Source organism: Nocardia sp. NPDC051929, from assembly GCF_044548645.1.
GTDB lineage: Bacteria > Actinomycetota > Actinomycetes > Mycobacteriales > Mycobacteriaceae > Nocardia > Nocardia sichangensis.
Map to the genome: position 1 here is coordinate 133,183 of NZ_JBIUCG010000012.1, position 23,847 is coordinate 157,029.

The 23,847-nt window shown below is 68.2% G+C and carries 24 protein-coding genes and 1 tRNA gene; 8 read left to right on the top strand and 17 right to left on the bottom strand.

Features of this window, described 5'->3' with window-relative positions; genetic code table 11:
• Window positions 1-25: 25 nt before the first annotated feature.
• The gene (soxR, locus tag ACIHAX_RS17730; RefSeq protein WP_067795363.1) at window positions 26-514 is read left to right on the top strand and encodes a redox-sensitive transcriptional activator SoxR; all 489 of its coding nucleotides are present in this window, start codon (window positions 26-28) and stop codon (window positions 512-514) included.
• On the opposite strand, the gene ACIHAX_RS17735 is transcribed toward soxR, so the two are convergent.
• The 7 genes from ACIHAX_RS17735 to ACIHAX_RS17765 form a co-directional block, all read right to left on the bottom strand.
• Window positions 483-1,373, bottom strand: a complete 891-nt coding sequence (locus tag ACIHAX_RS17735; protein WP_356963855.1) for an SDR family oxidoreductase — start codon at window positions 1,371-1,373, stop codon at window positions 483-485. The genes soxR and ACIHAX_RS17735 overlap by 32 nt on opposite strands.
• 63 nt (window positions 1,374-1,436) lie before the next feature.
• Entirely contained in the window at window positions 1,437-2,564 is a 1,128-nt protein-coding gene (locus ACIHAX_RS17740; RefSeq protein ID WP_364428865.1) for a glycosyltransferase, read from the bottom strand.
• A gap of 93 nt (window positions 2,565-2,657) precedes the next feature.
• A complete protein-coding gene (locus ACIHAX_RS17745) occupies window positions 2,658-4,475 on the bottom strand; it encodes an EAL domain-containing protein (protein ID WP_355075033.1) in 1,818 nt (605 codons plus the stop codon).
• Window positions 4,476-4,542: 67 nt separating this feature from the next.
• Complete coding sequence (locus ACIHAX_RS17750) at window positions 4,543-6,678, bottom strand: Rv1355c family protein (protein WP_364428862.1); 2,136 nt, start codon at window positions 6,676-6,678, stop codon at window positions 4,543-4,545.
• Complete coding sequence (locus ACIHAX_RS17755; RefSeq protein WP_355074568.1) at window positions 6,668-7,441, bottom strand: hypothetical protein; 774 nt, start codon at window positions 7,439-7,441, stop codon at window positions 6,668-6,670. The genes ACIHAX_RS17750 and ACIHAX_RS17755 overlap by 11 nt, the downstream gene beginning before the upstream one ends.
• Before the next feature lie 248 nt (window positions 7,442-7,689).
• A complete protein-coding gene (locus tag ACIHAX_RS17760) occupies window positions 7,690-8,127 on the bottom strand; it encodes an effector binding domain-containing protein (protein ID WP_364428858.1) in 438 nt (145 codons plus the stop codon).
• Window positions 8,124-8,567, bottom strand: a complete 444-nt coding sequence (locus ACIHAX_RS17765) for a GyrI-like domain-containing protein (RefSeq protein ID WP_355074571.1) — start codon at window positions 8,565-8,567, stop codon at window positions 8,124-8,126. The genes ACIHAX_RS17760 and ACIHAX_RS17765 overlap by 4 nt, the downstream gene beginning before the upstream one ends.
• 363 nt (window positions 8,568-8,930) lie before the next feature.
• Between ACIHAX_RS17765 and ACIHAX_RS17770 the strand changes: the two genes are divergently transcribed.
• Window positions 8,931-9,668, top strand: a complete 738-nt coding sequence (locus ACIHAX_RS17770) for a uracil-DNA glycosylase (protein WP_364428854.1) — start codon at window positions 8,931-8,933, stop codon at window positions 9,666-9,668.
• A gap of 30 nt (window positions 9,669-9,698) precedes the next feature.
• Here ACIHAX_RS17770 and ACIHAX_RS17775 read toward each other — a convergent pair whose 3' ends face one another.
• The 3 genes from ACIHAX_RS17775 to ACIHAX_RS17785 form a co-directional block, all read right to left on the bottom strand.
• Complete coding sequence (locus tag ACIHAX_RS17775; protein ID WP_039801014.1) at window positions 9,699-9,932, bottom strand: hypothetical protein; 234 nt, start codon at window positions 9,930-9,932, stop codon at window positions 9,699-9,701.
• Between the two features lie 85 nt (window positions 9,933-10,017).
• The gene (locus tag ACIHAX_RS17780; protein WP_355074575.1) at window positions 10,018-10,200 is read right to left on the bottom strand and encodes a ferredoxin; all 183 of its coding nucleotides are present in this window, start codon (window positions 10,198-10,200) and stop codon (window positions 10,018-10,020) included.
• On the bottom strand, window positions 10,197-11,666 hold the full coding sequence (locus ACIHAX_RS17785; protein ID WP_397278529.1) for a cytochrome P450: 1,470 nt from the start codon (window positions 11,664-11,666) through the stop codon (window positions 10,197-10,199). Before ACIHAX_RS17785 ends, ACIHAX_RS17780 begins: the two co-directional genes overlap by 4 nt.
• A 101-nt stretch (window positions 11,667-11,767) precedes the next feature.
• Between ACIHAX_RS17785 and ACIHAX_RS17790 the strand changes: the two genes are divergently transcribed.
• The gene (locus ACIHAX_RS17790; RefSeq protein WP_397278531.1) at window positions 11,768-12,433 is read left to right on the top strand and encodes a TetR/AcrR family transcriptional regulator; all 666 of its coding nucleotides are present in this window, start codon (window positions 11,768-11,770) and stop codon (window positions 12,431-12,433) included.
• Here the strand turns inward: ACIHAX_RS17790 and ACIHAX_RS17795 are convergent.
• Window positions 12,363-13,043: a TetR/AcrR family transcriptional regulator gene (locus ACIHAX_RS17795; protein ID WP_397278533.1), complete on the bottom strand. Its 681-nt coding sequence runs from the start codon at window positions 13,041-13,043 to the stop codon at window positions 12,363-12,365. The two genes, ACIHAX_RS17790 and ACIHAX_RS17795, sit on opposite strands and share 71 nt — an antisense overlap.
• Before the next feature lie 146 nt (window positions 13,044-13,189).
• Between ACIHAX_RS17795 and ACIHAX_RS17800 the strand changes: the two genes are divergently transcribed.
• From ACIHAX_RS17800 to ACIHAX_RS17810, 3 genes are all read left to right on the top strand, one after another.
• On the top strand, window positions 13,190-13,642 hold the full coding sequence (locus ACIHAX_RS17800; RefSeq protein WP_355074583.1) for a hypothetical protein: 453 nt from the start codon (window positions 13,190-13,192) through the stop codon (window positions 13,640-13,642).
• Window positions 13,643-13,967: 325 nt separating this feature from the next.
• Window positions 13,968-14,498 (top strand): hypothetical protein, encoded by a 531-nt coding sequence (locus tag ACIHAX_RS17805; RefSeq protein ID WP_355074585.1) that lies wholly within the window; start codon window positions 13,968-13,970, stop codon window positions 14,496-14,498.
• A gap of 484 nt (window positions 14,499-14,982) precedes the next feature.
• Window positions 14,983-15,129, top strand: coding sequence for a hypothetical protein (locus ACIHAX_RS17810; RefSeq protein WP_397278536.1), 147 nt, complete (start codon window positions 14,983-14,985; stop codon window positions 15,127-15,129).
• Window positions 15,130-15,154: 25 nt separating this feature from the next.
• Here ACIHAX_RS17810 and ACIHAX_RS17815 read toward each other — a convergent pair whose 3' ends face one another.
• Window positions 15,155-16,102 carry an RDD family protein gene (locus ACIHAX_RS17815; protein ID WP_397278538.1) on the bottom strand — a complete coding sequence of 316 codons (948 nt, stop codon included), beginning with the start codon at window positions 16,100-16,102 and terminating at the stop codon, window positions 15,155-15,157.
• 539 nt (window positions 16,103-16,641) lie between these two features.
• Here ACIHAX_RS17815 and ACIHAX_RS17820 point away from each other — a divergent pair.
• Both ACIHAX_RS17820 and ACIHAX_RS17825 read left to right on the top strand, forming a co-directional pair.
• Window positions 16,642-17,286 (top strand): HAD family hydrolase, encoded by a 645-nt coding sequence (locus ACIHAX_RS17820; RefSeq protein WP_397278540.1) that lies wholly within the window; start codon window positions 16,642-16,644, stop codon window positions 17,284-17,286.
• Between the two features lie 537 nt (window positions 17,287-17,823).
• The gene (locus tag ACIHAX_RS17825) at window positions 17,824-19,020 is read left to right on the top strand and encodes a cytochrome P450 (protein WP_364429111.1); all 1,197 of its coding nucleotides are present in this window, start codon (window positions 17,824-17,826) and stop codon (window positions 19,018-19,020) included.
• Window positions 19,021-19,277: 257 nt separating this feature from the next.
• Here ACIHAX_RS17825 and ACIHAX_RS17830 read toward each other — a convergent pair.
• From ACIHAX_RS17830 to ACIHAX_RS17850, 5 genes are all read right to left on the bottom strand, one after another.
• Window positions 19,278-19,350 (bottom strand) — tRNA-Ala (locus tag ACIHAX_RS17830).
• Between the two features lie 90 nt (window positions 19,351-19,440).
• Window positions 19,441-20,562, bottom strand: a complete 1,122-nt coding sequence (glpR, locus tag ACIHAX_RS17835) for a gephyrin-like molybdotransferase receptor GlpR (protein ID WP_364428829.1) — start codon at window positions 20,560-20,562, stop codon at window positions 19,441-19,443.
• Between the two features lie 262 nt (window positions 20,563-20,824).
• Complete coding sequence (locus ACIHAX_RS17840) at window positions 20,825-21,475, bottom strand: GNAT family protein (protein WP_355074593.1); 651 nt, start codon at window positions 21,473-21,475, stop codon at window positions 20,825-20,827.
• A 12-nt stretch (window positions 21,476-21,487) separates the two neighbouring features.
• A complete protein-coding gene (glp, locus tag ACIHAX_RS17845; RefSeq protein ID WP_356963844.1) occupies window positions 21,488-22,744 on the bottom strand; it encodes a gephyrin-like molybdotransferase Glp in 1,257 nt (418 codons plus the stop codon).
• 145 nt (window positions 22,745-22,889) lie between these two features.
• Window positions 22,890-23,846 carry a UTP--glucose-1-phosphate uridylyltransferase gene (locus tag ACIHAX_RS17850; RefSeq protein WP_355074597.1) on the bottom strand — a complete coding sequence of 319 codons (957 nt, stop codon included), beginning with the start codon at window positions 23,844-23,846 and terminating at the stop codon, window positions 22,890-22,892.
• Window position 23,847 lies beyond the last annotated feature (1 nt).

Genomic DNA, 23,847 nt, shown 5'->3' on the forward strand with positions numbered 1-23,847 from the left:
GTTGAGGTGATTGGGAGGAGCGTGCATGTCGACAGCAGCCGATTGGCGGGCGAAGGAGCTGACCCCCGGGCAGCTCTCCGAGCGTAGTGGAGTCGCGGTCTCCGCGTTGCACTTCTACGAACGCGAAGGGCTCATCACGAGCAGACGCACCAGCGGGAATCAGCGCAGATATGCCCGCGAGACCTTGCGCCGCGTCGCGTTCATCCGCATCTCCCAGCGCGTCGGCATACCGCTGAGCGAGATCAGGGCGGCCCTCGATCAACTACCGGAAGGCCGCACGCCCACCCGGCGCGATTGGGAGACCTTGTCCACCACGTGGCGCGCCGACCTGGACGACCGGATCACCCAGCTGATCCGATTGCGCGACAGCCTCACCGGCTGCATCGGCTGCGGCTGCCTGTCCCTCGGCACCTGCCGCTTGGTCAACGAGCACGACCGGCTCGGCGCCGAAGGTCCCGGCGCGCGCGTGCTCGACGTGCAGCTCAATTGCCCGTCGAAGCCAGCAGCCTGCTGAACCGGGCGCTGGTGCGCCGCATCGCGAACTCGTAGGGAAAGGCGAACTTGCGCTTCCACCAGTAACCGAAGCGGATGTCGAACGAGCTGTAGATCAGGAACCGGTTGCGTTCGATCCCGCGCAGGATCGCCGTCGCCACCCGCTCCGGCGGCACCGCGTGCTCGGTGAACGCGGCGGTGAGCCGCTTGATCTTCGGGTCCTCTTTGTTCACTCCGACCAGCTCGACGCTGCGCACCAGCGGCGTGTTCACCGCGCCGGGCGCCACCAGATGCACCGTGATGCCGTGTTGCGCCAGATCCACCCGCAACACCTCGGATACGCCGCGGATGCCGAATTTGCCCGCGCTGTAAGCCGCGTGCCAGGGCAGCGCGAGCAGGCCCGCCGCCGACGACACGTTCACCAGCGCACCGCCCTTGCCCGCGCGCACCATGGGCGGCACGAAGGTCTCGATGACGTGGATCGGCCCCATCAGGTTGACCTCCACCATGCGCCGCCAGTGCTGGTGCTCCAGGTTCTCCACGGTCCCCCAGACCGACGTGCCCGCGATGTTCATGACGACGTCCAGGCTGCCGAGTTCGGCGTGCGCCCGGTCGGCGAAGGCGCGCACCGCGTCGTAGTCGGTGATGTCCAGCGCTTGCGCCAGAGCCACACGTCCGCCCGCGGCTCGGATGTCCGTCACCGTGGCGTCCAGGCCCTCGGCATTGACATCGGTGAGCACCAGTTCGGCGCCGTCCGCGGCGGCGGCCAGCGCGGTGGACCGGCCGATGCCGCTCGCCGCGCCCGTGACCAGAACCTTCGCATCGCGCACCGTCGTTCGACCCGCTCGCCCGCGACCTCTACCCAGCACTGCGCATCCCATCTCGAATCGCCGAATCGGTTCCCCGCAGGGTAGTCCAGTCGGCGGCCGCCGACCGGGACGCCGCTAACGACCCAGAACCGCGAGCATGCCCGCGACGGCTCGCGGCCAGGTGAATTGCTCGGCCCGGCTGCGCGCGGCGCTGCGCCTGCGGGCCTGCGGCATGGCCAGCACGTCGCTGACCGCCCGCGCGAACGCGGACGGATGGTCGGCGGCCACCGCGCCGCAGTCGGCGGTCACGATGTCGGCCAGCGCGGAGGATCGGCTCGCCACCACGGGCGTGCCCGCCGCGAGCGCTTCCAGCGCCGCGAGGCCGAAAGTCTCGTGCGGACCGGGCGCCAGCGAGACATCCGCCGTGGCGAGCAGTTTGGCGACCATCGCGCGCTCGGCGATGAAGCCGGTGAAGTGCACGGCGGGCACCCCGCCAGGCAGCGGGGCCAGCGTGCGGGCCCGCCGCTGCAACGCGTCGCGGCGCGGGCCGTCCCCGGCGACGATCAATCGCGCCTCGATACCCGCCGCCCGCAACGCGCCGACCGCCTCGATGCTGCGATCCACCCGCTTCTCGACCGACAACCGGCCGCAGTGCACCAGCAGCGGATGACCCGGCACCCCCAGATCGGCGCGCAGCCTGCGATCGCGCCGGTGCGGGTTGAACAGATCGAGATCGACGCCGAGCGGGACCAGCTCCACGTTCCGCGCGTCGATGCGCAGGAACTCCTCGCGAGCGAAGCTGGTGGTGCACACGACGATGTCGTAGTCGGTGGCGGTGTGCCGGTTGGCCACATCGGCGCAGCGCCGCGCCACCGGGCCGGGCAGTACCTGCCCCAGCAGCCGGTCGAGCCGCTCGTGCGAGATCATCACGCCTGCCACGTCGCGCCGCCGCGCCCAGCGGCCGAATCCGCGCAGCGTCAGCCGGTCGGAGACCTCGAGCACGTCGGGCCGCAATCCGTCCAGGACGTCGGCCACCCGGCGTGGATCCGCGGCACGGTAACCCCCGGTCCACGGAATGGCCAACGCGGGCAGTGTGATCCGTACGACGCCGGTGGGCAGGATCTCCTCGGACCGGCGCGGGCCCGGCACGATCAGTACCACATCGTGTCCCGCGGCGACGTAACCCTCGCCCAGATGGTGCAGCGCCGTGCGCAGCCCACCCGACCGCGGGCCGTAGAAGTTCGCAAGCTGAACTATGCGCACGTGGCCGATCGTGCAGCGGATCGGGTTACCCGCGCCCAACGGTGCGTGAACGGCCGTGAAAGAACCGGATAACCGGCGGCTGTCGCGGTGATCTCAGTGCGCGGGCAGCCCGCGCCCGGCCCGCGGAAGATCGAGATCAAGCGGGATCCGGCCCGCGGTGAGGTGCGTCTCGACCTGCTCGGCGGGCATCGGCTTCGCGATCAGAAAGCCTTGCGCGCGGTAGCAGCCGAGGCCGACCAAGGTGCGCGCGGCGACCGCCGTCTCGACGCCTTCCCCGACGACGCCCAGCCCGAACGAGCCGGCCAGGCCGATGATGGATTTCACGATTGCCAGATCGTCGGTGCTGGCGCCGAGGCGCTGCACGAAACCCCGATCGATCTTCACCGCGTCCACCGGCAGCGCCTTCAGATGCGACAGCGAGCTGTAGCCGGTGCCGAAATCGTCGATGGCGATCTGCACGCCCATCCGCTTGAGTCCGCGCAGCGTGACCTGGGTCCGGGCCAGGTCCTGGACCACGACGTGCTCGGTGATCTCCAGGCACACCGAGCTGCCGTCGATGCCGAACAGGCGCAGGATGTCCTCGATGCGCTCGACGAAATCGAGGCTCACCAACTGCACCGGCGACACGTTGATCCGCATCACGACGTTGCCCGCCAGACCGCGCCTGCGCCATTCGGCGAATTGCGCGCACGCCGACCGGATCACCCAGCGGCCAAGTTCGCCGGCCAGGTTGGTGGCCTCGGCGACGGTGACGAACGCGGCGGGCGGCAGCAATCCCCTGGTCGGGTGCAGCCAGCGAACCAGCGCCTCCAACGCCACGATGCGGCCCGTGCGCAGATCCACCTCGGGTTGGTAGTGCAGCAGCAGCGAGCCGTCCGACACCGCGCCGCGCAGGTTGAGCTCCACGTCGTCTTGGAGTTCGAATTGCGCGCGCATGGTGTCGGTGAACACCGCGACGCCGTTGCCGCCGCCCGATTTCGCCGACAACAACGCGTGATCGGCGCGGCGCAGCACGTCGGCGACCGTCGTCTCACCGGGGAAGCCGAGCGCGACGCCGACGCTGGCGCCCCGGCTGACCGACTCGCCGCCGACGGTGACGCGCCGCGCGATCAACTGCTGGATGCGGTTCGCCTCGTACTCGGCGGCCACCGCGTCCATCGGCTTGGCGGGAACGATGACGAATTCGTCGCCGCCCAGTCGGGCGATCATGTCGTTCGGGTCCAGGTTCTCCCGCAGGCGCGTCGACAAGGTGCGGATGAAGTTGTCCCCTGCGGTGTGACCGAGGAAATCGTTGAGTGCTTTCAAGCGGTCCAGGTCGAGGAAGAAAGCGGCCACCGGGCCGGGGCTTCCCGCGCGTAATCGCTCCTCCATGTGCTCGAGCAGCGCGCGCCGGTTGGCCAGGCCGGTCAAGTCGTCGTGCAGCGCGATGTATCGGAGACGTTCCTCCGCGACCACCCGCGCTTGCAGTTGCGCGAACAGCGCCGCGATGGCTTTGAGCACGTTGAGTTCGCGATTGCTCCACTCCCGATCGCCCGACTTGACGAACCCGAGCACACCGGTCGGCTCGCCACGCGACATCAGCGGTACCGCCGCCGAGGTCACCCCGACGATGCCGGAACCACGGCGCACGGTCTCCTGGTAGTCGGCGAATTCCGGCGTCGGGCGCGCGACCATCGGCTCGGTCGCGTTCTCCAGGGCGCGGAACACCGGGTCGGCGCCGTCGAAGTAGATCACGCCGAGCGGATCGGGATCCGGAATGTTCTGCCGGTGCGGCCACTCGGCGATGAGCACGGTTGCCCGGCGTTCGCGGTCGGTGTGCCGCACGTAGCTGAAATCCACGTCGAAGTACTCGACCAGTTGCGCGAGCACGCGTTCGGTGGCGGCGACCATGGTCGTGGCGTCCACACCCATGAGCTCAGAGGCGACCTGGGTCACCAACGAGTCGAGTGTCCGCCGTGGCACATTGTCTCCGATCGCGCTAACTACTGGTGTCCACACCGAGCACCGGACGCCGCCTGCTGCGTACGGTGGCGGCGGAGGCGTAGCTCAGGCGAAGCACCAACGCCATGGTCTCATGCTCGGGCACTTCCAGCAGGTCCAGGAAACGGCCCTGAAGTGACGTTAGTGTATCCGTGAAGTCGGGGGAAATCGCTGCAAGTTCCGCATGGCGTCGGGCGTAGAGGTATACCGGGGAAATCGGCTGCACGCACAATCCGAGGCGCTCGGCCCGCACCCAAACCCGCGCGACCGCCGCGCCCGCCGCCGCGTAGTCGGTCAATCGAGGGTCGGCCGCGTCGAATGTCACGGCCAGAATGGCGGAGCTGGACCGCACCCGGTCACCGGTGTATTTCCCCAGCGCCGCTCCACCCGACCAGGACCGCAACTGCGCCATGACGTCGGCGCGGGTGGTGATCTGGAATGCCGCCCATTCGTCGTCGGTCAGTTCCAGGCTGCGCGCATCGATTCCGGTCTCCGGCGTGTCGTCCGCCCAACGGACTTCGGCGAGCATTTCCTCGTATAAGCGGGGCGTGAGATAGCGGACCCGATCGGAATCCCCCAGCAACCTCGCAGCTTCCTCAATGTCCTCCCGTTCCACGACGGCGCGCACATGCGCACCGGCCGCTTCGGCGGCCGCCGTGAGCGCGTCGAGTACGCCGTCTGCCAGCGGGGCCCCGGTGCCGACCCTGCGGTTGGTCTCGCGTCGCAGAACGGCGGGATAGTCGGCCGCCAGCTCGGCACTGCGATCGTTCCCCAGCCGCAAGCGGGCGACGAGACGACCGGACCCCGGCGCTCCTTCGACGAACTCGTGCGGGCCGAGGATTCCGTGCGCGGCCGCGGCGACCCGCGCGTTGTAGACGGCCGCGCCGAGTGCGACGGCGCTGCCGCGATAGCCGATGTCCATCGCCGTGCTGCACTCGGGCGCCAGCTCGATGGCGATGTGCTCCGCGCCGGCCCGCAACGACCAAGGCTGCATGTTTCCCCCGGATGGAGCCCGTTGCGCGCAGGCGAGGACGCTTGCGATGGGCCCGGTGACGGACTCGGGCGGCGCATCGGCCCACACCGGCTCGTCGTTCGGCGGCGGGTCGGCCAGCTCGTCGAGATGCCGTTCCACATCGATCCGGACGCGACCGGAATCCAGCTTCAGCCCCAGTCCGATGCGCCGCACGGCGGCGGCCACGCTCGCGGCGCCGAGGCCGACGTCACCGGCCAGCTGCGGCCAGCTGTTCACCGTCTCGCCGACTTCGACCAGGCTCGCGCCCAGCCGCGGCGACAGCCCGGAGGCGCCGAGCAGCTTCACCACGTACGGCGCCTTCTCCCGCGAGGTCAGTCCCCGCAAATCCCGGGCGCTGACCTCGCCGAGTAATCCGTGGAACGCGGGACGACGGGCTTCGAGATCGAAACGCTCGACGTCCAGCAAACCACGGTCACTGGTTTCCATCAGTACGGGAATGCGATGCCGGGCCGCCGCCTCGCGAATCACGAGTTTCATATCGAGCGAATCGCATTCCTCGACCACGATCGCGAGTCCGTCCAGGAATTCGTCCACCGAATTCTCGTCGACCCCGGCCGCGAAGATCTGCACCGGGAGATAAGGGTCCAACTCGGCGATACGGCGTGCGGTTACCACCGCTTTATTGACGCCGATGTCGAACAGCGTCCCGGCCACCCGGTTGAGATTCGACAACTCGATATCGTCCAGGTCCGCCAAGCGCAATCCGCCGCAAACGCCCTCCATGGCGAGCAGATGCGCGATCGCGTGCCCGGCGCTTTGTCCCACGATCCCGATCGTGCGTTCGGCCAAAAGGTCCTGTTCGGCTCTGGTCAGTTTGTTCCGATTACGATCCAGCCGGATCATCCGGAAAGTACGCGGCCCCGGCAATCCGACCACCGCGGCGCGCCACGGATAATAGATCCAGCGATCCGCTTCGTGCCCCTCCGGAATATCGGGCGCGGCAACCATTCTGCTGTATTCGGCGCGCAACGACGCACGCAGATCGAGGATTTCGATGCGCGGGTCGGCGCGCAGCGCGGCGAGTATCCGCGCGTCCTCCGGATCGGCGGGGTCGATGATCAGCGGCCGGTGGTCCGCCGCTCGGCTCCGGTCATCGCCCATGTCCGCGCCGGCCCTCCGTCGGCCGCCCGATCCCGCATCGCACATCGGGCGTACGCGCGGTCGACAGGCCGAGCGCGTCCTGTTCGCGCTGGGTCAGGGATCGCTGCGCTTCCTCGGCTGAGGCGGCATAGCTCCGGGTATCCCACCACAGCGGAACCGTTCGGTAGCGCTCGTCCGGATACGGCACCGCGGGAATGCGCTCGGCCGCAACCGCACCGCACGCCTCGTGGCGGGCCACGGTGAAGGAGGCCACAGTCGCGAAGCCGTAGCGGGCGCCGAGCAGGCGCGCGCCGTGCAGCACGGTGCGCGAGATCGCCGCGCTGAGTTCGCCCCGGTTGGCGGCATCGCGAGCGACCCACGCGCCTTTGGCCTCGATCACGCCCTGCGGTATCCGGTCGGCGATCATCTGCCGCAAGTCGTCCGCGCCCGGCTGACCGGCCCATTCGACCAGCGCGTGCGCCTGCCGCGCGTCGGTGTACGGACCTTGCATCCGCACCCCGGCGACCATGTCGCCGTCGGCGTCGAGCGCGGCGAAGAACAGCGCCGATGACGCACCGTCGGCGACCGTTTCGTATTCGAGCGCGTGTTCGACTCCGAAATGCCGGTAAACGGCACACGCCCCGTGCAGATACCGGTCCCAGAGTTCCGGCTGCACGCCCGGTTCGGAGACAAAGAACGCACACTCGGATTGCGCGTCGTAATACCGTCGCACTCCCCGCCCACGGGAGTTCCTCGGCACGACTGCAATCAGATCCACAGTCATGTTGTTCCTACTCCATCGCCGCGCTGCCATGCGCGATAGTCCAGCCCGATGCAGCCCTCCGCGGCCCCGAGCCGAGACGAAGTTGCCCAGGGCAGTATCCGTCATCGGACAGGAATTGACCAGCCGTCCGGTTAATCTTCCGAAAACTCTGTGGTACACGCCATATTTTCGCAGGTCAGAACCGGCGTATTCGAAATCGGAAATAACATGGAGACCAGTCGGTCCGAGGTCAGTTACCGATTAGCAATTTAAACGAGGATTGAAATGAACAACTCGACCGATTCCGGGGCGTGCCAGATCTCGATCTCTTCACGGTAGGCCCGGGTGATCTCGGCGGACGCCGTCGCGTCGTCGACCTGCGCCCAGACGTCCTCTACCGGATCGTGATAGTCGCCGTTCGGCGCGAACCGGGCATAGACGCCTTTCGGGACACGCACCAAGACGTCACCCACCGGCACCGCGTCCGGCGCGGGGTACTCGAAACAGACCACAGCGTTGTAGTTCCCGGCCGGATCCGGCACGTACACCGTGTACATCGGACGGTCCACGCCGTCCCCCCGGTCCCGCAGGCGGTCCTTGAGGAACTCGATGAGGTCGCTGTTGCTGACCTTGAAGCTCGGGCGCACGCGCGGGACGACCAGCCCGCCGTAGACCGCCTCGGCACGCACCGCGATCGCATAACTCATCGCGCGTCGACCGCCAGGTACAGATCGATCTTGTAGGCGTGCGGGTAGCACTCGAAATCGCCGGTGTAGGTCCGCTTGATCTGGTTGTGTTCCTCGGCGTAGGCGATCTGCGTCCACAGGTCGGTCATCACCTGCGGGAAGTTACCGACCGAGGAGAACCGTGCGTAGGCGCCGCGCGGCAGCCGGGCGACCAGGTGACCGCGGGTGACGTCGGCGAAGGACGCGCACTGATAGCCGACGATCTGGGTGTTGTACGTGCCCAGCTCACCGGTGTAGTCGGTGTAGGCGCTGGCCAACGGGCCGCCGAGTTCCTGGTGCAACACCGCCGCCCAGGCGGCCTCCAGATCCCGGTCACGCAGTTCCCCGAGCGCACGTTTGGGGCTGCGTACCGGCAGCCCGGCAACCCACGTCTCGTCCCGCTCGACGATCTCAAACTGCATGGAAAGACTCTTTCGAAAGAAGCCGGAGGTGAACCACCGCATCCGGTCGGTCGGAACCGCCATGCTACCAACCCCGACCGGGTGGTACCGATCACATATCGCACCCGGCGGCCGCTCGATCACCCCGCTGAACTGGACAGATGTCCGAAGCGGTACCGTCCGGACGGGACCGATCAACGATCGACGGCACCGGCCGGTCGCGTCGGCGCACCGTGGGCACGATCGCCCGGTTCGTCCCTCCCCTGGGACCACCGAAGGGAGTTCTGATGCACGAGACACCGATCTCCGACCGACGCTGCCACGCCCTCGGGCGCCGCACGGTATGGGCGGTCTACGCCACCGCCTCGTACGGCCGGTGCTGACGTGTGCCGGACCATCGCCGAACTCGACGCGGCGGTCGCCGACTGCTTCGCCTGCCCGCGTCTGGTCGCCTGGCGCGAGCTCGTCGCGCGACAGAAACGCGCCGCCTTCCGCGACCAGACGTATTGGGGCCGTCCCGTGCCCGGCTTCGGTCCGGCGGACGCGCGGATGCTGCTCGTCGGACTCGCGCCCGCGGCGCACGGCGGCAACCGGACCGGCCGCATGTTCACCGGCGACCGCAGCGGCGACGTGCTCTTCGCGGCGCTGCACGCGGTCGGTCTGGCCAACCAGCCGACCGCGGTCAGCGTCGACGACGGCCTGCGGCTGCACGGCGTGCGGGTCACCGCTCCCGTGCACTGCGCACCGCCGGACAACAAGCCGACGCCGGAGGAGCGAGATCGCTGCGGACACTGGCTGGCGACCGAACTGCGACTGCTGACGCCCACCGTCCGCTCGGTGGTGGTGCTCGGCGCGTTCGGCTGGCAGGCACTGCTTCCGGTGCTGGCCGAAGCGGGCTGGGCCGTGCCGCGCCCGCGACCGAGATTCGGCCACGGCGCGCACGTCGAACTGGCCGCCGCCGAGGAGGGCCGCGGTCCGCTGCACTTGTTCGGCTGCTACCACGTCAGCCAGCAGAACACCTTCACCGGACGACTCACTCCGGCGATGCTCGAAGCGGTGCTGGCCGAAGCGGCGCGGGTCGCGGGGCTCGAGGTGCGGCGAAGCCACGCGCCGCGCGGGTGATCGGTCGCGCATCGCCGCTCGGCAGCGGGTTCAGACGTGATCGACCAGGGCCGGATGACCCGCTTCGTGGGCGCAATGCGCGCAGCAGAAGTAGTCTCCACGCGCCTCCACACCGTGCCCGACGATCCGGCAGGAACAGTGCGTGCAGGTCGGGGCCATGGCGGTGATCGCGCATTCGAAGCTGTCGAAGGTGGCGGACTGGCCGTCGCGGGTGATGGTGAACGTCTTGTCGTACTCGTTTCCGCACGTATCGCAGGTCGCCATGAGATGTGGTCCTCTCGCGTCGATGGGCTCGAATATCGCAGTTCGCGGTACCCAGCGCCGAGGACGCGAAACGAGCCGGGAGACCTCAGCTCAGCCGCAGCGCCGCGACCGGGCAGCTGTCGACGACGAGCTCGAGCAGCTCCCGATCGCTCGTGACGGTGTCGGGCGGCACGACGATCCCGTCCGCGCCCACCCGGAACAGATCCGGCGCCAGCGCTTCGCACATGCCGTGCCCCGCGCAGACGATTCGGTCGGCGATGATCCTCATCGGACGATCCGCTCCAGCCGGATGGGCAAACCATCGGCGGGCACCGGTCCGGTTCCGGCGACCAGGGGCAGCTGGTAGCCGTCCGGCACGCTCCAGCGATACCGCAACAGCATTTGATGCACTACGGCTTTCACGGTCATGCCGCCGAAGTAGAGGCCGATGCACTTGTGCGCCCCGCCACCGAAAGGCGCCCAGGCGAAGCGGTGCGATCTGTCCTCACGACGGTGCTCGGCGAAACGTTCCGGGTCGAAGGTATCGGGATCGTGCCAGTACTCCTCGTTGCGCATCAGCCCGTACGTGCCACAGAGGATGAACGTCCCCTTCGGCAGGTAGTAGCCGAGGATGTCGGCGTCGGCGATGGTTTCGCGGACCTGCTGGGCCACCGGCGAGTAGACCCGCAGCGCTTCCTTGAACGCGAGATCGAGCGAGGGCAGGCGTTCGAGATCGTCGTAGTCCAGCGCCGGCTTGCCCAGCGCGACGGATTCGGCGCGCAGCCGCTCCTGCCATTCGGGGTGCCTGCCGAGTTCGTAGACCAGCATGGACGCGGCGATGGTGCTGGTGTCGTGGGCCGCCATCATCACGAAGATCATGTGCTCGATCACCTCGGCGTCGGTGAAGGTATCGCCGTCGGCGGTGCGGGCCCGGCACAGCACGCTGAACAGATCGCTGCCGCCGCCCGCGCGCTTCGCGGGCAACTCGCGGCGGAAGTGCTCCTCGAGCACCCGGCGGCCGCGCACGCCGCGGGCCCACACACCGCCCGGCACGTTCGCCCGGATCAAGGCGGCCCCGCCGCGCACCGCGTCCTCGAAGGCGCGCTCCAATCGTGCCGAGCCCGCGCCGGATTCGGCGCCCGCGAAGACTTCGGTGGCCTGCTGGAGCAGCAGTTTCTTGATCGACCGGTAGACCGGGAAATCGTCGGCGGGCTCCCACTGCGCGATGCCGCGGGTGATCCGAGGCGTGGTCAGGTCGAGGTACCCGATCAACCGCGGCCGCGTGAAGGCCTGCTGCATCACGCGCCGATGGAAGAGGTGGTCGTCGAAATCGCGCAGTAGCAGACCCCCGCGGAAGAACGGGCCGATCAGCCACTCCCAGCCGCGCTGCGCCGACAACACCTTGTCGCGGTCCAGCATCACCGCCTCGTAGCCCTCCGGACTGCCGAAGGTGACCATGCGCCGACCGAGCATGCCGAACCACTGCACCGGGCCGAAGCGGTCGAAACGCTTCCGCGCGAATTGGATCGGGTCGGCCAACGCGTGCAAGGTGTATCCGATGCCGGGGAGCCCGAAGTCACCGAGCACCGGTTTCAGTCCGCTGCCCGGCGGCGGATCGGCCAGCGGCCGCACCTGCGCCGGGTAATGCGCGACCGCTCGCGCGGCCGCGCGCTGCGCGTGCCACGCCCAGGTGGTCCGCGCCTGGCGGATCGTGCCGGAGATCTCATCGAACGACTGGGGCACAAGCAGACTCATGACCGTCTTCCCTTCGCGACACTGCGATAGTCCGACGATAGAGGAAACCATCGTTTCCGTAAACGGTTGTTTCCCAATTTTGGCTGTGCCAAGCTGGCGGGGTGACCCGTACCGTCAGCGGCACCTACCGCGGAGCCTCCACGGCCGAGCGCCGCGAGGACCGGCGCAGGCGGTTGCTCGACGCCGCCCTCGACATCATCGGCACACAGGGACTGTCGGCGTTGACCGTGCGCGGGGTGTGCGAACAGGCCAAGGTCGGCCCGCGCTTCTTCTACGAGGCGTTCGCCGACCGCGATGCGCTGGCCTCCGGGGTGCTGGTGGAGATCCAGCAGGCGGCGCTGGACCGGGCGAAGGCCGCCGTCGCCGAGACCACGGGCACGCCCGCCGACCGGATCCGCGCCGGAGTGGCGGCCCTCATCGTCGAACTCACCGACGATCCGCGACGCGCGAAAGTGGCGTTCGCCCAGACCTACGGCGACGAGGCGCTCATGCGCAGCCGGTTCGCGGGCATGCGCCAGGTCGCCGACGTCATCATCGAGCAGACCCGCCTGGTGCTCGAGCTGCCCGAAGGGCAGGACACCGCGATCGCCGCGACTTCCCAGCTGATCACCGGCGGCGCGGCCGAACTGGTTCTCGTATGGCTGGACGGGGGACTCGACGTCGACCGCGACGGGCTGATCGCGCTGCTGGCCGATTTCACCGTGGCGATGCTGGATCGGCTGCCCGCGGTCGCCGGACGACTGTCCGGCCGCACACCAGATTCCTGATCAGCGACGACATCAGCGGCTCGCGCAACCCGGCCAGCGCGGCGAAGTCCCCTGCGACGACGCGGTTGGTCGCCAGCGAGACGACCGCGCCGATCACCGCCTCGCCCGCCAGCTGCTGATGCGGGCGCGTCGCGCCGAGCGCCTCGGCGAAACCGTCCACCAAAGCCGCCTGGGTCGCCAACCGCCGCTCCAGCACCGGCCTTCCCGCCGCGTACACCTCCACCAGGAAGACCTTCGCCACCTGTGGTTCTTGCGCGAGGGTGGAGAAGTAGGCGTCGAGTGCCCGATCGATCCGCTCGAGCGGCGTGCCGTCAGCGGCGAGCGCGCCCGTGATCCTGGTCATCACGATCTCCACGGCCATGTCGTAGGCGGCGAGGAAGCACGCCTCCTTGTTCGCGAAGTGCTGGTAGAAGGTCATCCTGGACACCTTGGCCCGCTTCAGCACGTCCGCCACCGTCGCCGCCGCGTAGCCCTTGTCCGCGGCCGCTTCGATCATCGCCACCAGCATGCGGGCCCGCTGCGCGGCCACCACCTCTTCCGGCGCGATCCCGTGATTGCCGCCGTGCAGTTTCCCGCCGGCCCGAGCCTTCAGCAACGATCCTCGCTCCACAATCCGATGCTATGCGTGCGTGCGCCGCTCGCGTGCCGGGTCGACACGCGACGCCGTGCCGCGCGATCGAACCGCGAACGCCGACGAACGGGGCACAATGACCGTCCGAGAGTGCTCGATTCGACGAAGAAGGAGCGTGATCGGCAGTGCGAAACAGGCAGTTGGTCGGACGAAGCGCCCTGATCGCGGCGCTGTGCGTCGGCGGGTTCGCGGCGTCGGCGGGTCCCGCGACCGCGGACGAACCCGCATTCGTGAACATCGGAGTCATCCGCACCTTCGGCGACACCTGCTACGGCGAAGGCCGAGCGGGCGTCTCCTCGCCCGCCGGAATGCCCGGGGCGGCCCGTTTCGGCATCAGCTTCGTCAGCGACACGCCGATGGGCATGCCGTGCACCTTCACGGCGTTCGCCAATTGGCGCAACCTCGACACCGGCGCGGCAGGCACGGTGGCCGTGCCCGTCAGCGACAAGACCGCTCGGAATCAGCCGGCCGCGACCGTCTTCGCCGCCCTGCCCACCGGCCCGGGTCGAGTGCGGGTCGACGTGACCACCGACTATCCGCACGTAGCGGCTCCGCCGGTCGAGATACGGATCAGCTGAGCGGCGGTTGCGCCCGCCACGTCCCCGCTTCACCGCCGCGTCCGATATCGCGACAAGATCAGCCTCGGAGCCCTGCGCATCAAGACCCTCGGACTCTGCCGTCTGCCCGGCTGATCATCACCCTGCGCCCGCTTTTCCTGCCTCCATCTTCCGTGAACCGAGGCGGAAGATGCCGATGCGCGGGCGGTGCCCGGCTCCTAGACTGGGGAACTGCGGCACGGTCGACCGTAGAAGCGCCAGGGCGATTCCGCGATCGGCACACCACGAAGTCCCGATCCAGCAAAGGGCCGTCTACTCACGGCCCGTCCCGATGGAGGAGGGCCGCATGCCCGATTCGTTCCACATGCGTGTCTGTCTGCTCGGCCAGGGCTGCGTCTGCCCGACGGTCACCCTGTTCCTCGCCCCGGAGCCACTGATTCCCGGCGGCAACATGCTGCACCTGCTCGAACAAACCCCGATCGCCGAGGACACCGGAACACCGAGCGTCGATCCCGAACTGATCGACGTGGTCGAGAGCGAGCCCGCCGGTCCAGCGCTGCGCGCCGAAGTCCACCGATTCCGCTCCGGCCGCCCCGACCCGCACCGGATCCACGACATCCTGCACGACCACCACATCACCGACGCCGCACCGATGGGCCTGGAAGTCACCGATCCCACCGAACTCACCCGCCTGGAGCTGCTGCCCGAGCACCCGATCGGGTACCGCCGCATCGACGACTTCCAGCAGGAAGCGACCGCCCGCGCCATGCTCGCGGTCTATCGCCTCTTCGAAGTCGATCAGCGAGTGCGCCTGATGTACCACGGCTACGCCGACCCCGGCACGGGATGGTTCGCACTGCGAACCGCCACCGCCTGAGAGGGCAGGCAGGCGCGGGATTCCTCGGCGCCTTCGCCTACGCGAGCGGGCTGCCCGGTATAAGAACCACCTCGACCATGAGCGCGCCTTCTTGGGCGCTTCCCTCGGCCGACTCACGGCGGAAGGTCGTTCGCGCGGCGGGCGGCGGGTCACCAACTGGTCCAAGTCGGCGCTGATCGAGTCGCAGAAGCCGCCGGGCGCGACCGGGTCATACCCGCGATGACCCCGTTCCATCGCCACCACCTGATCGACGGACTCGACTCTGTTGCACGAGGTCAGCATGCCTTCGTTCCACACCGTGAATTCCCAGCTGCGTGCGGAAGCGGCAGGTAGATCCGCGGTGTATTTGCGCTGCTCCACTACACCCCGGTAGACCGCACCGGATTCGTCGAGCAAACTGACGATCAACTCGCTGACGATGTGGCGATACCGCCCGCCACCGTCCTCCCAATCGTTGCCACGATAGGTCCGCAGCTTCCATCCGGTGAACACGGCCGACGGGTTGACCGGATTCCACTCGCGCAGCTTCCAGATCTCCGGCGCGCAGTTGCTCGCCCGCAAGCTTTTCGCGGCCCCTTCCGCCTTGCGCAACATAACGGTGAGGCGGTCGGCGCCGATCGTGGCGGAGTAATCGTCCTCGGATAAGTAATCCATCGTCATCCCTCACGGTTCCCAGTGCCACGACGCCGCTCGTATGCTCCCCGCAGCCCCGCACCAGCCCGCTTGGCCACACGCTGCGCCTGCTGACCACGTTCCGATCTGACCGCCCGCCGAGCCGACTCCGCGGTCCGACGACCGACGTCTTGCCCGAGTTCGCGCAGTTGCGCGGCCCGTTCGGAATCGCGCAGCTGACGCATCTGCTCGGGGGTGGCAAGCTGCGCTATCTGCCGTGTCGCCGTTTGGATGTGCTCGATCCCCTCCTGCGCGCCCTGAATTCCGCGCTGCACAACCACGTGATCCCTGGCTGTTTCCAATGACTTCCGCAACAGTCCGGCCTGCACGACAACAGTTCCCGCGACGCGATCGACCAGGGAGCGGCGACTCGAACCGAAGACGCACACCGCGTTGATCACCAAGACCACGATCGCGATCAGCCACAGCACGAAGGACAGAAGGAACCGGCCCGCCAATAGCGCGATGCACGCGCACGAGTACAGCCCGACGTCGGTCATCGTGCCCACGAAAGCGCGCCGCGCCGCCTGCCCCCGCCCCAGTCGGTCCTCGCCGCCGCGCACCGACCCCACTCGGAGATCGAGCAGGGCTTTGCCCAAAGTCCGTCCTTGCCAAGCCAATCCAGCGAACTGATAAGCGAACGTCGCCGCGATCAACGCGCCGAATGCTTCGATGATGAAGACGAGCACCGTATGCACGACTTCCATACCGAACGTCTTGCCTGCCCCACCCCAGTTCCCATTCGACTGAATCACATCCCACACGCCGGTCCCAGCGAGATCCGCCCAGCCCGAAAGGTAATCGGCGATCCGATAGTGCGTCACCGCTCCCAACAACACCGCCAACCCCAGCACGAGACCGAAATCCACCCCCCAAGCCGCCGCCCGCCGCCCTGCCGGAACCAGGTCCCCAGCCCCCTGCCCGTCGGCCATCCCGAGCACCTCCATCCCGAATCGACACGGCACCCGCTCCGGGGCGACTCCGGCACGAATCGTCGCAGCTCACAACGTTGTTCCGGTATCCATCGTTCGACCGACGGTCAGCGAGCCGCCCCGGTTCGATCGCGTTTCGACCTGCCGCCCATGGGGCCCGACGGCGGCTCCCGACGCACTGCGCATCTCCGAGAACGACAAGCGCCGAACGTTATTCGTGCGCAGACTGTCGTCCGACCTCGGTGAGTGATCTCGATTCCGACGCCGGTGAGACCTGCGGACGGCACTTTGTGGAGCGGATCACCAAGGCCCGTCTCGAGTGGTACCCCGACGTACCCCTTGGTAGGTTTCGGCTTGTTCGCGCAGCGTCGCGCACCACCTCCAGCCTTTGACTCGCGGAACCTTCCTTCGATCCACAGTTCGCACGCCTCTTCCGTCATGGAAGGAGGCAGGAATCGTCATACCCACGGCATCCCCTCATGCCTGCCACCCTGTCCTCGCAGGCGTGGCCGTCCGTCCCATCAAGCCTTGGAGCACCGGTGATTACTGCACTACCGCACCAGTCCGTGGAACTCGACGCGGTCATCTTCGACTACAACGGCGTCATCGGCCTGCAGCCCACTGTTCCCATGTGGAGCGAGCTCGCCGAACTCGCCGGATGGCACGCAGACCAGCTCGAGCTCTTCCAAAATGTCTTCTGGAGCGCCCGCGAACCCTACGATTCCGGCGACTTCGATGACGCGGACTTCTGGACCACCGTGCTCGGCCATCGCCCGGACCCGGAACTGCTCACCCAGTTGCGCGCCGTCGACACCGCGCTGTGGACCCGGACCGACGACCGCGTCGTAGCCCTCCTCCACCATGCCCGCCGGGCAGATCTCCCGATGGTGCTGCTCTCCAACGCACCCCACCCGGTCGGCGATGCCCTCGACGCCTCCGACTGGCGCACCCTGATGACCGACGCCCTCTACTCGGCCCGCCTCGGCATGAACAAACCCCACCCCGACACCTACCGAAACGCCCTCGCCGCGACCGGAGTTCGCGACCCCAGCCGCGTCCTGTTCGTCGACGACCGCGCCGACAACTGCCAAGCCGCCGCAAGCCTCGGCCTACGCACCCTCCACTACACCGGCTCCCCCACCGATATCGCGGCGCACCTCCGCGTCACCACCATCGCCGCGTAGGTCCTGCTGGTTCGCGCAGCATCGCCGGGATCGGCACAACACCGCTGCCGCTCGGTGGTGGACACGAGCCCGGCCAGACGCCACACAGAAACAAAAAGGCGAGTGCTCTACCCGAGCACTCGCCTTTGGTGGGCCTAATGCTGCACAACCCGAACCTGCTGACGGTCGCAGGGCCGGCTATTCGAATCACACCGGTAGGTACTCGGCGAATGTGAGCGGTCGTGTGCCAGGGGCGCGCCGCGGGCCAGGTCGTAGGCGGCAAGAAAGCACGCCATCGACCCATCAGACCTTCACCAACCGCATTCGACGCACGATACCTCGCATCGGCTGCTGCCGATGCGGCGCGGAACGAGTGGCACGAAATCCCCTTGGAAAGTACGCTTCTCGAAGTTGCAGCAATGGTTCGGCGACCGAAACAGGGATGCACCGAAGACCGCGTCCCCAAAACAGCACACACGAACATCTGGAGCACCATTCTTGAGTACGCCACGGTCCCGACTGGAAACCCCGGCCTGTCCAGTCGTCCACGGCTCGCCGATGGCTACCGAAGGTCCGAGGGTGTCGCTGTACTCGTCGGAATTCGCCGCGGATCCGCACCGTGTTTACGACGAAATGCGAGCACAATACGGCTCTTTGGCTCCGGTTGAGTTGGCGCCGGGCGTGCCGGCCACGTTGGTGGTCGGGTATGACACCGCGCTGCGGATCCTCAACGATCCCGAGCACTTCCCTGTCGATCCGCGCACCTGGCAGCAGAACATCCCGGCCGACTGCCCCGTCCTGCCGCTTATGGAGTGGCGCCCCACCGGGAGTCGAAGCGACGGAGCGGCCCTACAGCGCTACCGGCAGGCAATCACCACGAGTATCAACGCGGTGGATCTGTACGCTCTCGATGCCACGGTGGAGAAGATCGCCCTCCCGCTGATCAACACCTTTTGCCAGGCCGGTACAGCTGATCTGATCAGTCAGTACGCGTTGCCGCTCGCATTCGCGGTCACCGATGCTCTGCTGGGCTGCCCGCCGGAAATCGGACAGCGGGTCGCCGCGGGCATGGCCGCGATGTTCGAGGGGATCGATGCCGAGGACGGCAACAAGATGATCATCGAGGCGCTGCTGGAACTGCTGGCCCTCAAACGGACCCATCCTGGCAACGACATCACCTCGCTACTACTGCGGCATCCGGCCGAACTCGATGAACTGGAGATGATCCACCAACTGAACAGCGTCTACGGCGCCGGGATCGAACTGCAACAGAACCTGATCGGCAACACCCTGCTGCTGATCCTTACCGACGAACGCTTCGGCGGAAGTGTCGTCGGCGGGAACCTGTCCACCCGAGACGCCTTGGACGAAGTCTTGTTCAAGAACCCGCCGCTGGCGAACCTCCTCACCACCTACCCCCGTCAGCCGATCCTCATCGACGACGTCTGGCTGCCCGCGCACCAGCCGATCCTCATCAGCATGGCCGGCTGCAACAACGACCCCAAGATCCGGACCGAGACTCACACAGGCAATCGCTCGCATCTGGCGTGGGGCATCGGCCCACATGCCTGCCCCGCGCAGTCGGTGGCCTACCTGCTCGCTCAAAACGCCATCGATCAGCTTCTCGATGCGCTGCCCGAGATCCAGCTGGCCATACCGGCCGACGCACCGACCTGGCGGCCTGGCCCCTTCCACCGGTCCTTGGCGGCTCTACCGGTCACCTTTCCCCCCTCTGCTCCGTTGAACGAGTACTGAGAATCTCGCAATCTCCCACGCGCGTCGGAAGCGACTGAGCGACCGTCTCGATGGCCCGCAGTGATACCCGCCGCCAGGCCAGCGACCTGAATTCCGTGGAGCGCAGTTGGAAACGACTCGTCCTGCCGCGGCTCGGTGCGGTGATCCACCACTGATCCGTGTGGAGGACGGCCGATGACTGAACCGCCGCAGGGTGTTCGCACAATGTCAAAAAACAGCGAAGCCACAGGCCAATGACCTGCGGCTTCGCCATTCAGTGGAGCTAAGGGGAATCGAACCCCTGACCTTCTCGATGCGAACGAGACGCGCTACCAACTGCGCTATAGCCCCGTGCGGTTCCGGGGAACCGCGCTGTGACACTGTATCAGGCCAGCCCCCTAGACTCCGAATCGGTATCCTGACCTGCGGAAATGCGATGCACTACGCGCCCGCCGCGCGGCGGATGTCGCCGCTGGTGCGGGTGCGCAGGGCGCGGGCGGTGGCCGGGTCGAAGGGGTCGAGGTGGGCGAACATGGGGTCTTCGTCGTCGGGCTCGATCAGGGTGGAGCGGCGACGGATCGCGCGGGCGGTGTCGCGGTCCATGGTGCCGCGCCCGGCGCGGCCCCGGCGCGCGCGTGGATCGGCTTCGTCTTGGTGGCCGCGGTTGAGGCGGGCCGCCCGGTTACGGCGGATCTCCTCCTCCATCCGCACCTGCTTGCGAAGGTAGGCCAGATAGGTCGCCAACACCGTGAGGGCGAGTCCGCAACCCCACCACAGCATGGGGGTGAACACGAACGCGAGGGCGCCGAAGAGGATGGCGGTGAGCAGCAGGCCGAGCACGGCGCGCTGCCGGAAGGTGTAGCGGGCCGCGCGGGCGATGGCGTCGGCCTCGGGATCGTAGCCGCCACGACCACGGCGGCTGGGGACGAAATCCGGCTCGTCCGGGCCCGCGTCGTCGTAGTCGTCGTACTCGTCGTAGTCCACGATGGCGGGCGCGGTGGAGCGCGCAGGCGGGATTCTGGCCGCGACCGGCTCGGGGTGGTGTGCGCCCACGCGGTCATCATCGGTCCCCGCGTCGATCTTCGCAGCGACTTCGGCGGCTTCGTCGTCGTCCGGCTCGTCGTAACGCGTCTCGCGGTCCTCCGCTTCGTCCTCCTCCGGTGTGGCGGAGGCGAAGTCGTCGATCTCGATGTCGTCCGTTTCGGCGGCAGCGATGTCGGATGCCACGGCGTCGTCGGCCGCGGGTGTGTTCTCCTCGTCGGTCTCGGTGACGGGCTCGTCGGCCGGTGTCGTCATCCGGTCCTCCGCATCATCGCTGTGGGGATACTCTCTCGGTACGCGGCGTCCATCGTGTCGCCCACGGGGCCGCCAGTTCGGATCGGTTTCGTGCCCGGCGGCCGGGCCTTTCTTGAGACGCCGTTTGCCGCCGCCGCGGTGCAGGACCCTGGTTGCCAGCGCGGCGTCGGTGGTCCGGCGGATTCTGGGGTGACGGTCGGCGAGGATCGGGAACAGGACGAAGACCCAGAGCACGACCAGACCGATCCACAGGATCGAATTCGGCATCGCGTCAACACCTCCGTCCCGCCTGGATTTCCTCCGGCTCGGCCCGCCAGCGGCGCGTCACACGCCCCGCGCTCGGCCGGCCCCCGTCCGACGCGACGGCGCGGACGCCGATCCCCTCGCAGGCTCACTGCCGATGGCACAAGACGCACCATCGACGTCCGTAGGCTAATTCCGGGTAGCACCAAGTTCCGGCAGGCGCGCCGTGCACATCCGCCACACCTGTCACATTCCCACCAATGTCACCGCGATCCGGTGGCCGGTTCTACAGCAGGGTGACGCGCCCCTCTCGCACCAGCCGGTCCAGGACCGTTCCGGCGAGTTCCTCGACGGTCATGCCGACCAGCAGGTGATCCCGCCAGGCGCCGTCCACGTCGAGGTAGCGCCGCAGCAGCCCCTCTTCCCGGAAACCGACATTGCGCAACACCGCCTGGCTGGCCAGATTCTCGGGTCGAACGGTCGCCTCCACCCGATGCAGGCCGACCGGCCCGAAGCAGTGGTCGAGACCGAGCGCCAGCGCCGCCGTCGCGACGCCTTGCCCACTGAGATCCTTGGCCACCCAATAGCCGATCCAGGCCGAGCGCAGTGCGCCGCGCACGATATTGCCAACGGTCAGCTGCCCGCCGAACGCGCCGTCGACTTCGATCACCAACGGGATCATCGCGCCGCGCCTGGCCTCCGCCTTCAGGCTCGACCACAGCGACGGCCAGTTGGAGGCGTGGTTGCGCGCCTCCCACGCCCCGCGGCCGGTGGGCTCCCACGGCTCGAGATGCGCTCTGTCCCGCAACCGGATCCGGCTCCAGGCCGCCGCGTCGCGCAGCCGCACCGGACGCAAGGTCACCTGCCCCGCCGCCACCCGAACCGGGCCGAGTCGCGCGGGCCAACCCGGATGCTGCGTGGCCCGGAAAACGTTCATAGCTTCCACGTCTCAGCCGCGCTGTGCGAGAAAGGCGACCTGGACTTCGTCACCGGTGCGGATGTCGGTGTCGTCCGGGTCTATCACGATCAGGCTGTTCGCTTCGGCGAGCGTGGCGAGCAGGTGCGAGGACGAGTTCCCGTTGCCGAGCGGCTGCACGAGGTATTCGCCGGTGGCTTCGTCTCGCATGAGCTGCGCGCGCAGGTACCCCTTGCGCCCCTCCATGGAACTGATCGGCGTGATGGTTCGCGCGCTGATGATCCGGCGCATGGGATGCCTGCGCCCCAACGCGATTCGGATCAAAGGCCGCACCATCACCTCGAACACCACCAGCGCACCCACCGGGTTGGAGGGCAGCAGGAACGTCGGCACCTCGTCGCGGCCGAGCCGCCCGAAGCCCTGCACCGAGCCGGGATGCATGGCCACGCGGGTGATTTCGAGCTCGCCGAGGCCTTCCAGCGCCTCTCGGACCTGTTCGGAAGCCCAGCCGCCGACCGCGCCCGCGATGACGACCACCTCGGAGCGCACCAGCTGCCCCTCGACCACGTCGCGCAGCCTGCGCGGATCGGAACTCACGATGCCCACACGGTTGACGTCCGCGCCCGCATCCCGCGCGGCCGCGGCCAGCGCGTAGGAGTTCACGTCGTAGACCTGGCCGGGGCCCGGGGTGCGGTCGATATCGATCAGCTCGCCGCCCACGGAGAGCACCGATAGTCGCGGACGCGGGTGCACCAGCACTTTGTCTTGACCGACCGCGGCGAGCAGCCCGACCTGCGCTGCGCCGATGATGGTTCCCGCACGCACCGCCACATCGCCCGGCTGGACGTCGTCACCGATCCGCCGCACGTAGTCGCCGGAGCGCACCGGCTCGTACACCTTGATCCTGGCCCGCCCGCCATCGGTGAAATCCAGCGGGAGCACGGCGTCGGCGAGCGTCGGCATCGGCGCGCCGGTGTCCACCCGGACGGTCTGGCGAGGCTGCAAGCGGATCGGCTGACGTGAACCGGCGACCACCTCGCCGACCACCGGAAGGGTCAGGTCGACGAGTTCGCCTTCTTCATCCCGAATGTCGGCCCCCGCGGAGGCCACGTCCACACTGCGCACGGCATAACCGTCGATGGCCGCCTGGTCGAAGCCCGGCAACGGCCGTTCGGTGACGACGTCCTCGGCACACAGCAGGCCCTGGGCCTCGGAGATCGCGACCCGGACCGGCCGGGGCGCGACCGCCGCGGCGGTCACCTTGATCTGCTGATCCTCAACCGAGCGCATCCAGCCCTTCCTGATCCTCTCCGCACTCCATCCGATCTCGCCCGCACGCGCGATCCCGCCGCGGCGCAAGCGCATTCGCGCGCACCGCGGTGACCATCATTCGTACCCGACGGTCCACTCTCGGCGAAACCCCCGGCCGGGTCCGTCAGTCGTCGGTCGTCAGCTGCGGATCCCAGTCCGGACCGAGGCGGTGCTGCAGCCACTCCCGCAGAGCGGGGCCGTATTCCTCTCGTTCCAGTGCGAAATCGACCGCAGCACGAAGATAACCGCCCGGGTTGCCCAAATCGTGGCGCGACCCACGGTGCACCACCACATGAACCGGATGCCCCTCGGCGATCAACAGTGCGATGGCGTCGGTGAGTTGCAGTTCGCCGCCGGCGCCGGGCTCGATGCGGCGCAGCGCGTCGAAGATCGCGCGATCGAGCAGGTACCGGCCCGCGGCGGCGAACGTCGACGGCGCGTCGGCGAGCGCGGGCTTCTCCACCATGCCCTTGACGCGCAGCACATTCGGGTTCACCGCGTCGGGCACGGGCGCGACGTCGAAGACACCGTAGGCGCTGACCTCGTCCTTGGGGACGTCGATGGCGCACAGCACCGTTCCACCGCGCTTGCGGCGCACCCGGCACATCACATCCAGCACGCCGCGGGGCAGCACGAGGTCGTCGGGCAGCAGGACGGCGATGACGTCCTCGTCGGCGTCGAGGGCCCGCTCGGCCTGGGCCACGGCGTGCCCGAGCCCGAGCGGCTCCTCCTGCACCACCGAGGTGACATCGAGCAGTCCCGGCGCTTTGCGGACCTTCTCCAGCAGCTTGAACTTGCCGCGCTCCTCCAGCGTGCTCTCCAGCACCAGGTCCTCGACGAAGTGCGCGACGACGCCGTCCTTGCCCGGAGACGTGACGATCACCAGCCGCTCCGCGCCGGAACCGGCCGCCTCGGCGGCGACCAACTCGATGCCGGGTGTGTCCACCACAGGAAGAAGTTCCTTGGGCACCGTCTTGGTCGCGGGCAGGAACCGCGTTCCGAGCCCGGCAGCGGGCACCACGGCCGTGCGGAAGCACGACACCACTGCGGCGTCACCGGGCTGTCCGGCCTTTGCTGTCATA

Excerpts from the sequence above, each read along its gene's own strand:
- soxR (WP_067795363.1), top strand. The coding sequence starts at position 26 with ATGTCGACAGCAGCCGATTGGCGGGCGAAGGAGCTGACCCCCGGGCAG.
- ACIHAX_RS17735 (WP_356963855.1), bottom strand. The coding sequence starts at position 1,373 with ATGGGATGCGCAGTGCTGGGTAGAGGTCGCGGGCGAGCGGGTCGAACG.
- ACIHAX_RS17745 (WP_355075033.1), bottom strand. The coding sequence starts at position 4,475 with ATGGGTGTGGACGCCACGACCATGGTCGCCGCCACCGAACGCGTGCTC.
- ACIHAX_RS17750 (WP_364428862.1), bottom strand. The coding sequence starts at position 6,678 with ATGGGCGATGACCGGAGCCGAGCGGCGGACCACCGGCCGCTGATCATC.
- ACIHAX_RS17755 (WP_355074568.1), bottom strand. The coding sequence starts at position 7,441 with ATGACTGTGGATCTGATTGCAGTCGTGCCGAGGAACTCCCGTGGGCGG.
- ACIHAX_RS17760 (WP_364428858.1), bottom strand. The coding sequence starts at position 8,127 with ATGAGTTATGCGATCGCGGTGCGTGCCGAGGCGGTCTACGGCGGGCTG.
- ACIHAX_RS17765 (WP_355074571.1), bottom strand. The coding sequence starts at position 8,567 with ATGCAGTTTGAGATCGTCGAGCGGGACGAGACGTGGGTTGCCGGGCTG.
- ACIHAX_RS17775 (WP_039801014.1), bottom strand. The coding sequence starts at position 9,932 with ATGGCGACCTGCGATACGTGCGGAAACGAGTACGACAAGACGTTCACC.
- ACIHAX_RS17780 (WP_355074575.1), bottom strand. The coding sequence starts at position 10,200 with ATGAGGATCATCGCCGACCGAATCGTCTGCGCGGGGCACGGCATGTGC.
- ACIHAX_RS17785 (WP_397278529.1), bottom strand. The coding sequence starts at position 11,666 with ATGAGTCTGCTTGTGCCCCAGTCGTTCGATGAGATCTCCGGCACGATC.
- ACIHAX_RS17805 (WP_355074585.1), top strand. The coding sequence starts at position 13,968 with ATGCCCGATTCGTTCCACATGCGTGTCTGTCTGCTCGGCCAGGGCTGC.
- ACIHAX_RS17815 (WP_397278538.1), bottom strand. The coding sequence starts at position 16,102 with ATGGCCGACGGGCAGGGGGCTGGGGACCTGGTTCCGGCAGGGCGGCGG.
- ACIHAX_RS17825 (WP_364429111.1), top strand. The coding sequence starts at position 17,824 with ATGGCTACCGAAGGTCCGAGGGTGTCGCTGTACTCGTCGGAATTCGCC.
- glpR (WP_364428829.1), bottom strand. The coding sequence starts at position 20,562 with ATGCCGAATTCGATCCTGTGGATCGGTCTGGTCGTGCTCTGGGTCTTC.
- ACIHAX_RS17840 (WP_355074593.1), bottom strand. The coding sequence starts at position 21,475 with ATGAACGTTTTCCGGGCCACGCAGCATCCGGGTTGGCCCGCGCGACTC.
- glp (WP_356963844.1), bottom strand. The coding sequence starts at position 22,744 with ATGCGCTCGGTTGAGGATCAGCAGATCAAGGTGACCGCCGCGGCGGTC.
- ACIHAX_RS17850 (WP_355074597.1), bottom strand. The coding sequence starts at position 23,846 with ATGACAGCAAAGGCCGGACAGCCCGGTGACGCCGCAGTGGTGTCGTGC.